Annotated in this window: 13 protein-coding genes and 1 pseudogene; 4 read left to right on the forward strand and 10 right to left on the reverse strand. The window is 64.1% G+C overall.

Translation table 11 applies throughout. The annotated features are described in order from the left end of the window. Window positions 1–362: 362 nt before the first annotated feature. From ACNJYB_RS23055 to ACNJYB_RS23085, 7 genes are all read right to left on the reverse strand, one after another. Window positions 363–1,544 carry an IS91 family transposase gene (locus ACNJYB_RS23055; protein ID WP_439375460.1) on the reverse strand — a complete coding sequence of 394 codons (1,182 nt, stop codon included), beginning with the start codon at window positions 1,542–1,544 and terminating at the stop codon, window positions 363–365. Between the two features lie 6 nt (window positions 1,545–1,550). Continuing rightward, complete coding sequence (locus ACNJYB_RS23060; protein ID WP_439368084.1) at window positions 1,551–2,411, reverse strand: tyrosine-type recombinase/integrase; 861 nt, start codon at window positions 2,409–2,411, stop codon at window positions 1,551–1,553. Window positions 2,412–2,610: 199 nt separating this feature from the next. After that, complete coding sequence (gene ltrA, locus ACNJYB_RS23065; protein WP_439368644.1) at window positions 2,611–3,879, reverse strand: group II intron reverse transcriptase/maturase; 1,269 nt, start codon at window positions 3,877–3,879, stop codon at window positions 2,611–2,613. Between the two features lie 528 nt (window positions 3,880–4,407). Continuing rightward, window positions 4,408–4,899, reverse strand: coding sequence for a tRNA (N6-threonylcarbamoyladenosine(37)-N6)-methyltransferase TrmO (gene tsaA, locus ACNJYB_RS23070; RefSeq protein ID WP_439368645.1), 492 nt, complete (start codon window positions 4,897–4,899; stop codon window positions 4,408–4,410). Window positions 4,900–4,933: 34 nt separating this feature from the next. Next, window positions 4,934–5,284: an AzlD domain-containing protein gene (locus tag ACNJYB_RS23075; protein ID WP_439368647.1), complete on the reverse strand. Its 351-nt coding sequence runs from the start codon at window positions 5,282–5,284 to the stop codon at window positions 4,934–4,936. Beyond that, a complete protein-coding gene (locus tag ACNJYB_RS23080; protein ID WP_439368648.1) occupies window positions 5,281–6,021 on the reverse strand; it encodes an AzlC family ABC transporter permease in 741 nt (246 codons plus the stop codon). Before ACNJYB_RS23080 ends, ACNJYB_RS23075 begins: the two co-directional genes overlap by 4 nt. A gap of 106 nt (window positions 6,022–6,127) precedes the next feature. Then, the gene (locus ACNJYB_RS23085; RefSeq protein WP_439375628.1) at window positions 6,128–7,159 is read right to left on the reverse strand and encodes a lytic transglycosylase domain-containing protein; all 1,032 of its coding nucleotides are present in this window, start codon (window positions 7,157–7,159) and stop codon (window positions 6,128–6,130) included. A 21-nt stretch (window positions 7,160–7,180) separates the two neighbouring features. Here ACNJYB_RS23085 and ACNJYB_RS23090 point away from each other — a divergent pair. From ACNJYB_RS23090 to ACNJYB_RS23105, 4 genes and pseudogenes are all read left to right on the forward strand, one after another. Continuing rightward, a pseudogene (locus ACNJYB_RS23090) lies at window positions 7,181–8,195 on the forward strand (TRAP transporter substrate-binding protein). A gap of 71 nt (window positions 8,196–8,266) precedes the next feature. Continuing rightward, entirely contained in the window at window positions 8,267–8,905 is a 639-nt protein-coding gene (locus ACNJYB_RS23095; RefSeq protein ID WP_439368649.1) for an HAD family hydrolase, read from the forward strand. Window positions 8,906–9,015: 110 nt separating this feature from the next. Further along, on the forward strand, window positions 9,016–9,252 hold the full coding sequence (locus ACNJYB_RS23100; RefSeq protein WP_439368650.1) for a hypothetical protein: 237 nt from the start codon (window positions 9,016–9,018) through the stop codon (window positions 9,250–9,252). A gap of 116 nt (window positions 9,253–9,368) precedes the next feature. Beyond that, entirely contained in the window at window positions 9,369–10,394 is a 1,026-nt protein-coding gene (locus ACNJYB_RS23105) for an aldo/keto reductase (protein ID WP_439368651.1), read from the forward strand. A gap of 421 nt (window positions 10,395–10,815) precedes the next feature. Here the strand turns inward: ACNJYB_RS23105 and clpA are convergent, their stop codons facing one another. The 3 genes from clpA to ACNJYB_RS23120 all read right to left on the reverse strand — a co-directional run bounded on the left by clpA (window position 10,816) and on the right by ACNJYB_RS23120 (window position 14,849). Then, on the reverse strand, window positions 10,816–13,224 hold the full coding sequence (clpA, locus tag ACNJYB_RS23110) for an ATP-dependent Clp protease ATP-binding subunit ClpA (protein WP_439368653.1): 2,409 nt from the start codon (window positions 13,222–13,224) through the stop codon (window positions 10,816–10,818). A gap of 285 nt (window positions 13,225–13,509) precedes the next feature. After that, window positions 13,510–13,842, reverse strand: a complete 333-nt coding sequence (gene clpS / locus ACNJYB_RS23115; RefSeq protein WP_027548135.1) for an ATP-dependent Clp protease adapter ClpS — start codon at window positions 13,840–13,842, stop codon at window positions 13,510–13,512. Window positions 13,843–14,510: 668 nt separating this feature from the next. Then, window positions 14,511–14,849: a phasin family protein gene (locus ACNJYB_RS23120; protein WP_439368654.1), complete on the reverse strand. Its 339-nt coding sequence runs from the start codon at window positions 14,847–14,849 to the stop codon at window positions 14,511–14,513. Between the last annotated feature and the right edge of the window lie 18 nt (window positions 14,850–14,867).

Consider the following 14,867-nt stretch of genomic DNA (forward strand, 5'->3'; position numbering starts at 1 on the left):
GACGGAATCTTGAGGGTTCTGTGAGGTCGCGTGGCAGGCGCGAGCCGCGCGCTCTGTGGTGCGTGCGACCTCATAGAAGCCGGATTGAACGAAGCTGCGGAGTTGTGGGCGCTATGGGAATAGTGCAGCGGGTGCGGCTGCGGGGAACGCTCGCCTGTGGTCGCCGCGCGTCCGCGAGTCATTCATCGGATGTGAGGGGCCCGATTGATCGGGCCAAGGGCGCGATCCAGCGAGCGATTTGCAGCGCTGGGATGCGCTACCGAACGATTGGCGGGGTGTTCGGTGACGAGCGCGGCCACGGCGACTTCGGACGTTGCCACCAAGAAGGTGATTACGGAAGGGGTGGATGGTACAGACGCTGGTCATGACGTATCACAATGAAACGGCTGGTCGCGCGCGCAGGCTCGCGGGACGATATCGACGCGCCGCATGGTGCCGCCACAATGCGGGCAGACGGGGATCTCGCATTTGGTGAGGGGATCGGCGCCGGCTTCTTGATCAGTCGGAGCGTTGCGGACAGCAAGGAGTTGACGGCAGAAAGCGATTTTATCGTTGCGTCCGCCATTGGCGAGGAAACCATAGTGGCGGATGCGGTGGAAGCTGTCCGGCAGGGTGTGCAGGAGAAAGCGACGAATGAACTCATCGGCCTTAAGCGTCATCACTTTGGTTTTACGATTCTGCCGATAGTCCTTCCAGGCAAAGCTCACCTTGCCGTCGGCAAGCGAGATCAGCCTACTGTTGGCGATGGCGACGCGATGCGTATAGCGGCCGAGATAAGCCAGCACCTGTTCGGGCCCACCGAATGGCGGCTTGGCATAGACGACCCAGTCGGTCCATCGAAGTTGAGCGAGGCGCTCGGCGAATGCGGCGGGATCGGCGAGACGGGCGAGATCGCCAAAGAAGCCCAACTGGCCAGCCGCGAAGGCAGCTTGCAGCTCTTGCAGAAACAGGCGGCGGAACAGCCTGGAGAGGACGCGCACCGGCAGGAAGAAGCCGGGCCGGCAAGCGACCCAGTGTGTGCCGTCGAGTGAAGGTCCACCACCAGGCACGACGCAGTGGATATGCGGATGGTGTTGCAGGGTTTGACCCCAAGTATGGAGGACGGCGGTCAGACCGAGCTGAGCGCCGAGATGCTTGGGGTCGGCCGCGATGGTGGTGAGCGTCTCGGCCGCGCAGCGGAACAGAATGGCATAGACCACCGCCTTGTTCTGGAAAGCAATCTCTCTGGCCGGCGCCGGCAAGGTGAAGACGACGTGGAAGTATGGCACGGGAAGGAGTTCGGATTGTCGCTCGGCAAGCCATTGCGCGCGCGCCGAGCCTTGGCACTTCGGGCAATGCCGATTGCGACAGGAGTTGTAGGCGATCCGGGTGGCACCGCAGTCGTCGCATTGCTCGATGTGGCCGCCAAGCACAGCCGTCCGGCATGCCGTGATCGCGCCCATGACGCGCCGCTCGACGCGACCCAGATGTCCGGCACGAGCTTGCCGAAACGCTTCGCCGTGGCGGCGGAAGATATCCGCCACTTCCAGAACTGGAGTCATCAGGTCCGCTCAGCCGGGCGGCACGACCTCCAGGCGGAGCCGGTCAAGCGGACTTGGCGTATTGCTGATGGTCTTTGTGGCGACTTGGGTATAGCGCGCCGTGCTCTGCAGACTGGCATGGCCGAGCAGCACCTGGATGATGCGCACGTCGGCCCCGTTCTCCAGGAGATGGGTCGCGAATGTGTGCCGCAGCGTATGCACTGTCACCGACTTGCTCAAGCCGGCCGCCGTACAGGCTGAACGGCAGGCGGCGTGCAGCACGTTAGGGACGAGCGGACGCTCGTCGTCGCGGCCGGGAAATAGCCATCGTTTGGGCCGAGTGAGCCGCCAATACGTCCGCAGAATCCTCAAAAGCTGCGGCGAGAGCATAACGTAACGGTCCTTGCCGCCCTTGCCGTGCTCGACCCGGATCAACATCCGCTGGCTATCAATGTCGACAACCTTCAAGAGGACCACTTCCGATACGCGCAAGCCTGCGGCATAGACGGTGGTCAGCGCGGTACGGCTCTTGAGGCTTGGGATTGCTTCCAGGAAGCGCACGACCTCGTCGGCGCTCAGCACCACCGGCAGTTTGCGCGGTTTACGCGCATAGGCGATGCGCTCCGGAACGGTGTCATGACCCAGCGTCACACCGTAGAAAAACCGCAGTGCGCAGACGATCTGGTTCAGCGCCGGCCAGGACATCCCCGTCGCAACCAGATGAACCTGGAAAGCACGGATATCCTCCAGGTCGAGGCGGTCAGGAGAACGACCGAAATATCGGCTCAACTTCGCTACGGCGTTGAGGTAGGATTGCTGCGTCGCCGGTGACAGATTGCGGACCGTCATGTCCTCGATCATGCGGCGGCGAAGTGGGCTGATCTCAGCCATCGGAAAACCTCCTGTCTAAAGGGTTGGGCTTCGAAAACCCGCAATCCTCTCAGACAGGAGGCAATCCTTGCTATGCCTCCCTACATGCCGCGCCAGCGGCTTCGTTCAATCCTGAAAATGAAATTGCAAGGTTCCGACGCCCGAAGCATCAAACCCCTGCAAACGCAAAACAGTCCACAACGACAAATGCGATTCTAGCTCAATCGCTTAGCCACTCTTCACGGACGACGAAGTAGCGGAAGGCGCTGAGCGCTCGGCTGTTGGTCGGTACCGCGTGGTAGTTGAAGTACCCGGTAACGACCTGCCGCAGCCATTTGCCCTGTTCGAGCACCGACTGGTGCATACGCCGTCGCATTCCCTGCTTCACGGCTTGCAGTTTCGCCCGCATGCGGTCTTTGCGAGACTTGCGCCTGATCTGGAACTTGCCTTGCTTGGATCGGCTGCAGATGAAGGTGAAGCCGAGGAAGTTGAAGGTCTCCGGCTTGCCGAGCCCGCGCCGCCTGCGGTTGTCCTCCGCATGACGTCCGAACTCGATCAGCCGGGTTTTCTCAGGGTGCAGTGACAGCGCGAACTCCTGCAGCCGTTTGCGCAATTCTTCGAGGAAGTGCCGGGCCTCATTCTCATGCTCGAAGCCGACGATGAAGTCGTCAGCGTAGCGCACGATGATCATGTCACCCGCGGCCTCGCGCCGTCTGAAGCGTTCGGCCCACAGATCGAGGGCATAGTGCAGGTAGATGTTGGCAAGCAGCGGCGAGATCACCGCCCCTTGTGCCGTCCCCTGTTCGCTGACCCTGACCGTTCCTTCTTCGAGAACACCCGCCTTGAGCCATTTGCGGATCAGACGGATGATACGCTGGTCGCCGGTCCGATGTTCGACGAAGCGGATGAGCCATTCCTGGTCCACCATGTCGAAGAACGAGCGGATATCGGCGTCAACAATGAAGTTCACCCGCCGGCTCTCGATTCCGACCAGCAGCGCATCCATCGCATCGTGCGCGCTGCGCCCGGGCCGGAACCCATACGAGAACCCGAGGAAGTCCTCCTCGTAGATCGCGTTGAGCACCGTAGCGGTTGCCCGCTGAACGATCTTGTCCTCGAGGGACGCAATCGCCAGCGGTCGCTGCCGCCCATCCTGCTTCGGGATATGGACCCGCCGCGACGGCTGCGGCCGGTACGCTCCCCGGTGAACACGAGCATGCAGGTCCTCAAGATTGGCCTTGAGGTCTTGCTCGTAGTCCCGCCACATCATTCCGTCCACACCCGGCGCGGCATGCTTCTTCAGCGCGAAGAACTCCGCCTCGAGCAGTTCAGGCGTGATGTGGTGAAGCAGCGCAGTGAACCTCTCCTTCTTCCTTTCCCTTGCAGTTCGCCGTATGCGTTCCAACGCCTGTGTCGCGCTTGTCCGGCTCGGCGTCCGGGGCGTGCTTTGCTGGTCCGCATTCCCCTTGGTCGCGGCCCTTCGCTCCACCAACTCCTCCGCGGATCGCTCCGCTTCGTTCGCAGGCTTCGACGCTACTACGGCCGCCTCCGACTTCCCGCATCCGTTCGTCATCGGCTTTGGCTCCTCGCCTTCCCGATGCGGACCTTGGGGGCATGTTGCCATCGGTCAGATGCGGGACCTCCCAGGTTCCGACGCGGTCCTTTGCTGCGTGATGGGGTCTTCGACCACGGCAGAGCGTCAGCGCCTCGCATAACGGCGCCGCACATGTTGCCTTCGACGTTGCTTACCGGCTCGGCCTCTGCGAGTTTCTGTCTTTCGCGGCTCAATAGCCCACCCCACAGCATCGTTGTGTACGCTTCGCAGCCGCCGTTGCCGACGGCCACGCAACACTCACTACCGGGCGCTCGCTACCGCTTACCCGGACCGGACTTCCACCGGTTGGACCACGCCAGCTTGCCTGGCGCACAAGCAATCCAGAATCCCTCCGCGGAGGCAGTTCTGGATTTGCTTCGTCGCAAGAAGTCCTCGCAATGACGAACAGACGACAGTGCGCCCTCACTCCGTCTGAAAATCCCCCGGCTGCGGCGCCGCCAGCGGGGTGAACTCGCAGCGGTCCGGCTTGATATCGATCAGCGGCGTATTGTCGATGCAGTCGAGACCGCGAACGAGGATGGCATTGCCCTCGATTCCGACGAGCTTCACGATCGAGGTGCCGATCGGATTGGGTCGCACCGGCGAGCGCAGCGAAAAGGTGCCGCGGGTCTTCTCGTTGTTCTTCGGGCTCTGCAGGATGATGTCGCGGCGCGACCGGTCGAGCCAGTACAGCACTTCGAGATTGCTGTAGAAGTCGACCCCCTTGATGGCGGGCACGAACGGCTCGAAGATCTCGAGGCGGCAGATCGGGCCGTCCTGACGGCCCTGCCGCGGCGTCTCCAGCCGTGAGGTCCAGGGTGTGCGGATGCGGCCGATGAAGACGAGGCCCGCATCCTCGGTGGACGGCAGCTCGATGGCGATTTCGCCCTCGCGGAGCTCGTTTTCGCGAACCATAATTCCTGTTCCTCAAGCCTGTTCGGCGGTGAATTTAGCCCAACCACCACTTGCCGGCCAGCATGAAGACTTCGCCGGTCAGCACGCCCGCGAAGATCGAACGGCGCGTCAGCAGGAAGACGACCAGTCCGGCGCCGACCGCACCATAGCGCAGGACATCGGGCACGCTGGCCAGCGCGCCGGGCGGCTCGACCACGATCTGGGCGATGACGCCGGCCAGGATCGCGGTCGCGACCGCCCTCACCCAGACCAGCAGCTCCGAGCCCTCGTCGATGCCGCCGCCGAACCACAGACCCAGCATGCGCCAGATTTGGTTGGGAACAACGCCGGCGACGAACAGCACCGCGAGCGCATGCCAGTCGCCGATGATCTGTGCGAAATTCATGCGCGCACCTCCCGCCACCAATGCACGCCGTAGGCGATGGTGCCGGCCACCACGCCGCTGACGAGGATGTCTAGGCCGGAGTTCATCTTTGCAGCCAGCGGATAAAGCAATATCCCGAGCGTCAACGCCACGACGTCGGCGACCTCGCGGCTGTTGCGCGCGGTCGAGAACAGGAACGACAGCGGCGTCAGCAACAGGATCGCCGCGCCAAGCGTCTGCGTCAGATTGGCGGCAAGGAAATAGCCGACCGTGTTGGCGGTAAGGCACACCGAGACCAGGCCGCAGCCGAGCCCATGCACGAAGGCGATGCGCCGCTCGCGCGGAACCTGCGGCAGGAAGCGATGACATTCGACCCACAGCGTCACCGCGGTGAGATGCGCGGCGAAGACCAGCTCGCGCCGTTTCGTGCTCGGCGTCCGCATCAGCGGCAGCACCGAGACCACCATCGGAAACAGGCGGATGGCGCTGACGGTCACGGCGATCGCCGACTGGATGATGGTGGCGCCCGAGCCGAGCGTGGTGATCAGGATGATCTGCGCCGGCCCCGCCCAGACGAACAGCGTCGAGCACAGCGCCCAGAGCAGGCTGAAATGGGTGTCGTGGGCGAGCGCACCGATGCCGAGATAGGTCACGAACAGCACGATCGTGAGGATCGTCTGCGTGATCGAGCGCAGGCCCCACGCAAAGGCGCGCCACTGACTTTGCCATTGAGGTGAATCGAGCGGGGGGAGCGCCACGGGAGGATTGGCCGGGGTTACGGAATCGTGGCTGCATAACGGGCAATGCGGCCGTCCGCGTCAAGGAAGCGCGCGGCGGGGCTGGCATGCGTGCGGAGAGACGCCCCTACCCCGCACCCCGATTCCTCAGCACGAAGCAGGCGCCGCCCGCCTTGCGGATTCGGTTGCACAAATCATCCGCTTCGCTGCGCGTATCCGCCCCGATGCGCACCTGGTAGAATGCACGCGTGCCGCGGCTGCGCATCACCGAGCTCAGCAGGCTCGGATCGCGCTCGCCGATCACCGCGCTCAGGCGCGTGACCGCGCGGGAATACATCGCCAGCGCCTTGTTGCGGTCGAACCCGGCGGCGAGCTGCACGCCCCAGATCTTCGCCGCGGCAAGCTCGACATGCTGCTCGAGCTCGGCGACGAACGGATTTGGCGCGCGCTTCAACAGGGCCATGAGATCGCGACAGCTCGTCGGCGGCGAACTCGGCGGGCCCTTGCCGGTGCTGCCCGCCTTCGCCCATGCCTCGACGCTCGCGCCGGTGATGGCGTAGACATAGTTGCGGGTCTGCTCAGGCATCGGACCGGTGCCGGCGAGCCATTCCTGCACACGGCGCGGCCCGGCATTGTAGGCGGCTGCGGCAAGGCCGAGATTGCCGAACTGATTGCGCAGCTCGTTCAGGAATTCGGCCGACTTCGGCAATGCCTGCACCGGATTGAAGGGATTGAGCAGCCCGCGCTCGCTCGCGGTCCCCGGCATGAATTGCGCGATGCCCTGCGCGTGCTCGCCGCTGCGCGTCATGGGCCCCACCGCATCGGCCTGGAAGCGGCTTTCCTGCCAGATGACGCGGGCGAAGAATTCCAGCGGCAGATTGGCATCGCGCGCGGCCGCCTCCACGATCAGGCAGATCGATTCCCGCGTGTCGCTCTCGCGCGCATTGGCCGGCTTCGGCGGCGACATCGCGAGCTCCTCGACGCTGGGGACTGCGACGTTGGTTTTCGCGGGCGAGCTGTCCCATGCCGCCTGTGTCGCCGACGCGGCCGGCGCGACAAGAATGAGTGCTGCAATCCGCGCCGACACTGCCCAAGCAACGCTGTAGCGCCTGCCGGCGCGGCATGCGACAAGTTGTTCTGCCATGTGGCATCGTGCCATGGTTTGACGAGTTGCCAATATATGCTGCCTGACCTGCTTCTCCCAATGCGTTCCCCCGCCAGACGGATCCGCGCGATCCTGGCCCTCGCCGCCTTCGTCCTGTCCACTGCTCCGGCCCTGGCGCAGGTCAACTGGCGGATGACCACGGAATACCCGCAAAACAACATTTCCGGCATCGGCCTCACCACTTTCGCCGATCGCGTCGCAGCGCGCACAAACGGTTTCGTGACCGTGACGAGCGCCTTCGACAACGAGCTCAAGATCAATTCGGGCGAGATGCCGCGGGCGGCGCTGGATGGCCGCATCGCCGGGGGCGATGCCTTTGCCGGCGCACTGTCCGGCCTCGACCCGGTGCTCGGCCTCTCCACCCTGCCCTTTCTGGTGCAATCGGCCGACGTCGCCCACGCCACCAATGCGCGGGCCCGCCCGCTCTACGAGAAGGCGTTCGCGGCCCGCGGTCTGAAGCTGCTCTATCTGACGATCTGGCCGGCGACGGGCCTCTGGTCCGATCATGCGCTCGCCGGCACCGACGATCTGCCGAAGCTGAATTTGCGCGCCTACGACGCCAATTCCAGCGCGGTGATGCGCACCGCCGGAGCCAACGCGCAGTTCCTGCCGATGGACAAGGCGCTTGCCGGTCTGAAGGAACACCAGCTGAACGCGTTCCTCACCTCCGGTGATGGCGGTGCGGGACGCAAGCTCTGGGACTTCCTGCCGCATTTCACGGCCATCAATTATGCGATGCCGATCTCGATCGCCTTCGTCCGCAGCGAGGCGTTCGCAGAGCTGTCCGAGCCGATGCAGCGGGAGGTCATGGCGGCCGCTGCCGAGACCGAGCAGAGCCAGTTCGTGCTGCTCGCCCATCGCACCGCCGAGAATTACGCACGCATGCGCGACAACGGCGTCACCATCGCCGAGCCCGCGCCGCATTCTCGTCGCAGCGCTCCGCAACGCAGCGACCAGCACGATCGCCGCCTGGGAAGCCCAGGCCGGCCCGGACGCCGCGGCGATCGTCGCATGGGCCCGGCAGCAATGATGCGACGGGCCTTGACTTGAGAGCCCGGCCGTCTAGCAACGGGCGGCAGTCTCAACGCCGGTTCCGCCCTGATGGCCACAATCTATTTTGACCTCGACGGCACGCTGACCGACCCGAAGCCCGGAATCACCCGCTCGATCCAGTACGCGCTGGAGCGGTTGAGCCTGGCGGTGCCAAGCGAGGACGAGCTGACCTGGTGCATCGGGCCGCCGCTGCTTGCCAGCCTGAAGAAACTCGCGGGAAGCGACGAACTCGCCGACCGGGCGCTGCTGCTCTATCGCGAACGTTTTGCCGATATCGGCCTGTTCGAGAACGAGGCCTATGCCGGCATCGTGGACACGCTGACGACGCTCGCCGCGACGACGCCGCGCATGTTCGTGGCGACCAGCAAGCCCGCGGTCTATGCTACCCGCATTGTCGATCATTTCGGCCTGAAACCCTATTTCGAGCGCGTGTTCGGCTCCGAGCTCGACGGCACCCGCGCCGACAAGCGTGACCTGCTGCGCTACGCGCTCGCCGAGGCCAAGGTCGATCCCGCCAGCGCGATCATGATCGGCGACCGCAGCCACGACGTCGTCGGCGCCCGCACCAACGGCATGACCGCGATCGGCGTGCTCTACGGCTATGGCAGCGAAGCCGAGCTGCGGGACGCCGGTGCGCATCACATCTGTGCGGCGCATCCCGAGTTGCTCGGTCACTGCCTCGCCTAGTGGCATCGTCCAGGCGGCACAGACATCAGCCGCAGCCTTCGTGTACGACGAAGGCAAGGCTCGCCAATTCCAGATTGTCTTGTCACACCGCGTGCCTCAGGCTGGTGCGCATGAGGACTCACGCGACGACAGGCGGATCAGAGCTGCTGCTGAGCATGATCGCGATCCGGCTCGCGGTGCTGGTCGTGGTGGGATGGGGTTTGACGCTGCTGCCGCAGCAGGATCGCAACACTGACCTCGCCTGCGTTTCCCCATCCGTAGCAAGGCGCGCGGCAAATCCTCCGGCGAAGATCGTCGGCCCGCGCATCGTCGACGCCGCGCTCGACGACATGCTTGGGCATGACTAGGGCGTTCCCAAGCAAGGCCGCTATGTGAGCGCGTGATAGGACAAGGCGCCCGCTTGCGTTAGTTTCGGCACCAAGGCCGCACCAAATCAATCAGCGGCCAGCCGAGGAGCCTATCGATGGAATACCGACGCTTGGGCGGGTCCGGCCTGATGGTGCCTGCTTTGAGCCTGGGAACGGGCACTTTCGGCGGCGTCGGCCGCCTCGCCGCCTGGGGTACGACGGACGCGACCGAAGCTCGGCGTCTTCTCGATGTCTGCCTCGAGGCCGGCGTGTCGATGTTCGACACCGCCGACGTCTATTCGCTCGGCGAGTCCGAGCGCGTTCTGGGTGAGGCCATCAAGGGCCGCCGCGACAAGGTGCTGATCTCGACCAAGGCGACTTTCCGCTTCGGCGACGGTCCCAACGACATTGGCTCGTCACGGCAGCACCTGCTCGCGGCCATTGACGGTTCGCTGAGCCGGCTCGGCACGGATTACATCGATCTGTTCCAGCTGCATGGTTTTGACGCCTTCACTCCGCCGGAAGAAGTGCTCTCGACCCTCGACGTGCTCGTGCGCGCCGGCAAGATCCGCTATGTCGGCGTCTCGAACTTTTCGGGCTGGCACCTGATGAAATCGCTCGGAATTGCCGACAAGCACGGCTTCCCGCGCTACGTCGCCAACCAGACCTACTATTCGCTGATCGGGCGCGACTACGAATGGGAGCTGATGCCGCTCGGCCTCGACCAGGGGCTCGGCGCAGTGGTCTGGTCGCCGCTCGGCTGGGGTCGCCTGACGGGAAAAATCCGGCGCGGTCAGCCGAAGCCGGACGTCAGCCGCCTGCCCAAGACCGCCGAGTTCGGCCCGCCCGTGCCCGACGAGCACGTCTATCGTGTGGTCGACGCGATCGATGAGATTGCCAAGGAGACCGGCAAGAGCGTCTCGCAGATCGCCCTGAACTGGCTGCTGCAGCGCCCCACCGTCTCGACGCTGATCATCGGCTCACGCAACGAGGCGCAGCTGCGCGAGAATCTCGGTGCGGTCGGCTGGTCCCTCACCAAGGATCAGGTCGCAAAGCTCGACGCCGCCAGCAAGGTGACGCTACCCTATCCCTATTGGCACCAGCGCACGACCTTCACCGACCGCAATCCCCCGGCAGTGTGACGAGCGCCCTTGAGCTGCTCTATCTCTCAGAAGAGCCGAGCGGGAGAGGACCGCTGGGATCGCCGCAAATATCAGCATCTCATCGACACCTTCAGGCGTGGTAGCCCTGGTCAGCGGAATGGATGTTCCGACCACCTGCACGACGCCCTGCTCGGCGGGGCCGCCGGCTTTGCCGGCAACCCCTGCCGGGCGGCGTGGTCGGCATGGGCGTCGATGCTGCGACCGGCGCGGCAACCGAGCGCAACCCCCCGGTCATCGTGACGATGCAGTCATCTGTCCGAGCTCGAAGCGCGCGACCGCCCGCGAAGCGGCCGCGGCGACCGGCGGAGCGGCGCCCGAGGCAGGAACCTGAGGATCGCTCGCAACTCAGAACAAAAAGGCCGGCTTCGCAGCCGGCCTTCTCGATTTCATCACATGCCGATCAAGCCTTGACCAGCGGTCCCTTGGAGGTCGGGCCCTTCGAACCGCCGGGGCCTCCCGGCTTTGACTTGCCCGGCGGGCGCTTGCGGGTGCCGGGCAGCTTCTCCTGCTTCGGCGTGACCGGGCCCTCGACGAACTCGAAGCCGATCTTCTCCTTGGTCTCGTCGGCTTCGTCCTTGACGAGAACGACGCGGACGTGGCCGCCGCCCTTGAGCTTGCCGAACAGCACCTCGTCGGCCAGCGGCTTCTTGATGTGCTCCTGGATCACGCGGGCCATGGGACGCGCGCCCATCTGCTCGTCGTAACCGTGCTGGACCAGCCACGCCTTGGCCGGCTCGGACAGCTCGATGGTGACGTCGCGGTCGCCGAGCTGCGCCTCGAGCTGCAGCACGAACTTCTCGACGACGGTGCCGATCACCTCGACGCTGAGATGGCCGAACGAGACGATGGCATCGAGACGGTTGCGGAATTCCGGCGCGAACTGCCGGTTGATCGCCTCGTGGTCGTCGCCTTCCCGCTTCGAGCGAGTGAAGCCGAACGCCTGCTTGGCGAGATCCGCCGCGCCGGCATTCGTGGTCATGATCAGGATCACGTTGCGGAAGTTGACCTGCTTGCCGTTGTGGTCGGTGAGCCGGCCGTGATCCATGATCTGGAGCAGCACGTTGTAGAGATCGGGATGCGCCTTCTCGATCTCGTCGAGCAGCACCACGCAATGCGGATGCTGGTCGACGCCATCGGTGAGCAGGCCGCCCTGGTCGAAACCGACATAGCCGGGAGGCGCGCCGATCAGGCGCGACACGGTGTGCCGCTCCATGTACTCGGACATGTCGAAGCGCAGCAGCTCGACGCCGAGCGTCGCCGCGAGCTGCTTGGCAACCTCGGTCTTGCCGACGCCGGTGGGGCCCGAGAAGAGGTAGCAGCCGATCGGCTTCTCCGGCTCGCGCAGGCCCGCGCGTGCGAGCTTGATCGAGGCGGCGAGCGACTCGATCGCCTTGTCCTGGCCGAACACGGTGCGCTTCAGGGTCTGCTCGAGATGCTTGAGCACCTCGGCATCGTCCTTCGACACGCTCTTCGGCGGGATCCGCGCCATCGAGGCGATCGTGGTCTCGATCTCCTTGATGCCGATCGTCTTCTTGCGCTTGTTCTCGGCGACCAGCATCTGCGCCGCGCCCGACTCGTCGATCACGTCGATCGCCTTGTCGGGCAGCTTGCGGTCGTGGATGTAGCGCGAAGAGAGCTGCACCGCAGCCTCGATCGCCTCATTGGTGTACTTCAGCCGGTGGTAGTCCTCGAAGTACGGCTTGAGGCCCTTGAGGATCGCGATCGCGTCCTCGACCGTCGGCTCGTTGATGTCGATCTTCTGGAAGCGCCGCACCAGCGCGCGGTCCTTCTCGAAGTGCTGGCGATATTCCTTGTAGGTGGTCGAGCCCATGCAGCGGATCGTGCCCGAGGCAAGCGCCGGCTTGAGCAGGTTCGACGCGTCCATTGCGCCACCCGACGTCGCGCCCGCACCGATCACGGTGTGGATCTCGTCGATGAACAGGATGGCGTTCGGATGCGCCTCGAGCTCCTTCAGCACTTGCTTCAGGCGCTCCTCGAAGTCGCCGCGATAGCGCGTGCCGGCGAGCAGCGTGCCCATGTCCAGCGAGAACACGGTTGCAGCCGCCAGGACCTCCGGCACTTCGCTATCGACGATGCGCTTGGCGAGGCCTTCGGCGATCGCCGTCTTGCCGACGCCGGCTTCACCGACGAACAGCGGATTGTTCTTCTGCCGGCGGCACAGCACCTGGATCGCGCGGTTGATCTCGGAATTGCGTCCGATCACCGGGTCGATCTTGCCGTCGCGCGCCTTCTTGTTGAGGTTGACGCAATAGGTCTCGAGCGCCTCGCCCTTCTTCTTGGCGTCCTCGCTGCCCTTGGTCTCGGTCTCCTCGTCGACGCCGCGCACGGGCCGCGCCTCGGAGACGCCCGGCCGCTTCGCAATACCGTGACTGATGTAGTTGACTGCGTCGTAGCGCGTCATGTCCTGCTCTTGCAGGAAGTAAGCGGCATGGCTCTCGCGTTCGGCGAAGATCGCGATCAGCACGTTGGCGCCGGTCACCTCTTCGCGCCCCGACGACTGCACATGGATCACCGCGCGCTGGATCACGCGCTGGAAACCGGCGGTCGGCTTGGCGTCATCGGCGCCATCCGTCACCAGGTTCTCGAATTCGGTCTCAAGATAGTTGACGAGGCTCGTGCGGAGCTTGTCGAGGTCGACGCTACAGGCGCGCATGACGGCGGCTGCATCGGAGTCGTCGATCAGAGAGAGCAAGAGATGCTCAAGCGTCGCGTATTGGTGATGACGCTCATTTGCGATCGCCAGCGCACGATGCAGGGATTGTTCAAGGCTTTGGGAAAAAGTCGGCATTCGCGTCCTCTATGGCCCCCACCATCATGGTCGTGATCGCCCGGTCAGGCAACAACAACCTTTGTCACATATAGTTATACAAGATCGCGGCGAAAGACCGGTTCCGCGACACGACACCTAGCCATCTGGGCAATCTTCGATGCAAAACCCGTTCCGATTTGGGCGGGATTGGCGCTGGTGCAGAATTAATCTTGCCGGCTGCAGCAGACGTCGCGCGCAGGCATCACGAGACAATCACACTGCGACAGACACGAGAGCCGGCCCCGAGAGGCGCCGTAAGGTGACCTACTTCTTTTCCATCACGCATTGCAGCGGATGCTGGTGCTTGCGGGCGAAGTCCATCACCTGCGTCACCTTGGTCTCGGCAATCTCGTAGGTGAACACGCCGCACTCCCCGATGCCGTGATGGTGAACGTGCAGCATGATCTTGGTGGCCGCCTCGACGTCCTTCTGGAAGAACTTCTCCAGCACGTGGACCACGAATTCCATCGGCGTGTAGTCGTCGTTCAGGATCAGTACCCGGTAGAGGTTCGGTCGCTTGGTCTTCGGCTTGACCTTGGTGATGACAGAGGTGTTCGGACCCGTCGGACTGCCGGAACGGTTCTCGTCATTGCTCATCCGGGGAGCGGGAGCGGCGATGGCCGCGGACAGGTCGAGTCTGGACAACAGTTGCGGCATGGCTCAGGCGTTCAAATTCCCCACGGAAGCGTATGACGGTCCGCCGCGGAGCCCCGGACCTCGGAGCTTCACGCGGGCGCGCCGCCTCGTTGGATCGCCGCTTCCAACCGGTCCGGTCAAGCCGTATCGGTCATCAACAATATGGGCCCGACCCCGGCTCGCCGCAAGCGTGCAAAGGTCCGGCCGATGCGGCCGCGACGGTCCCGATTCCCGATCCGGACGATCCCGACCGAGGTTAGTCAATCTGGGCCGATTTGACAAAAATTTCCGCGCCGCCTGGTCAGGACATGTTGATCAGGAACCGGCCGGCCAACTGAGCTGTGACGGTTCGCGCGTGCATCTCCGGACTTCTACGGTTCAGTCGAGCTTCCGCCTGAATTGCCTGGCGCAAAATCGGGCAAGGAAGAAGCCGGGCGAAACGCGGGGACCCATCAATCATCATGATCTTCGTGCGCGCAAGTTCGCCCCGAGCAGCGAACCCAATCGGCCACACATTCAGTACGATCGAGTCGGCCGTGCTGCGCGTGGCGCGCCGAGACGGACCCGGGCGACAAACGAAAAGCCCGGCTGTTCAGCCGGGCTTTTGCTTTCAGGATATCCGAGAAAGCTTAGTTGCCGGCAGGGGTGAACTTCGACACGATGGTCTCGACCGGCTTGAACGCCTGCTTGGCGAGGTCGTTGTAAAGGCCGGCGATCTTCTGCGATTCCGCGACGAAGGTCTCGTAGGCGGAACGGGCGAAGTCGGTCTGGGCTTCCATGGCCTTGTCCAGCGACTTCACGCCGGAAAGCTTCTCGACGAAGGACTTGGTGTCTTCGAACGACTTCTTGGTGTAGTCGCCATAGGCGCTGGCGATCGCCTGGAGGCCGTGCTGCACGGAGGACGCGGAGGCAACGCACTGCTCGAAGTGCTCTTTCCCGTAGTTCTGAAAGTCTTCAACCTTGAACATTTCGGAATCCTTTTCCCT

It is taken from the genome of Bradyrhizobium sp. SMVTL-02 (genome assembly GCF_051853005.1).
Taxonomy (GTDB): domain Bacteria; phylum Pseudomonadota; class Alphaproteobacteria; order Rhizobiales; family Xanthobacteraceae; genus Bradyrhizobium.

Bases quoted from the DNA above. Each gene is read 5' to 3' on its own strand.
- ACNJYB_RS23060 (WP_439368084.1), bottom strand. From the start codon at position 2,411: ATGGCTGAGATCAGCCCACTTCGCCGCCGCATGATCGAGGACATGACG.
- tsaA (WP_439368645.1), bottom strand. From the start codon at position 4,899: ATGGTTCGCGAAAACGAGCTCCGCGAGGGCGAAATCGCCATCGAGCTG.
- ACNJYB_RS23075 (WP_439368647.1), bottom strand. From the start codon at position 5,284: ATGAATTTCGCACAGATCATCGGCGACTGGCATGCGCTCGCGGTGCTG.
- ACNJYB_RS23085 (WP_439375628.1), bottom strand. From the start codon at position 7,159: ATGGCACGATGCCACATGGCAGAACAACTTGTCGCATGCCGCGCCGGC.
- ACNJYB_RS23095 (WP_439368649.1), top strand. From the start codon at position 8,267: ATGGCCACAATCTATTTTGACCTCGACGGCACGCTGACCGACCCGAAG.
- ACNJYB_RS23100 (WP_439368650.1), top strand. From the start codon at position 9,016: ATGAGGACTCACGCGACGACAGGCGGATCAGAGCTGCTGCTGAGCATG.
- ACNJYB_RS23105 (WP_439368651.1), top strand. From the start codon at position 9,369: ATGGAATACCGACGCTTGGGCGGGTCCGGCCTGATGGTGCCTGCTTTG.
- clpA (WP_439368653.1), bottom strand. From the start codon at position 13,224: ATGCCGACTTTTTCCCAAAGCCTTGAACAATCCCTGCATCGTGCGCTG.
- clpS (WP_027548135.1), bottom strand. From the start codon at position 13,842: ATGAGCAATGACGAGAACCGTTCCGGCAGTCCGACGGGTCCGAACACC.
- ACNJYB_RS23120 (WP_439368654.1), bottom strand. From the start codon at position 14,849: ATGTTCAAGGTTGAAGACTTTCAGAACTACGGGAAAGAGCACTTCGAG.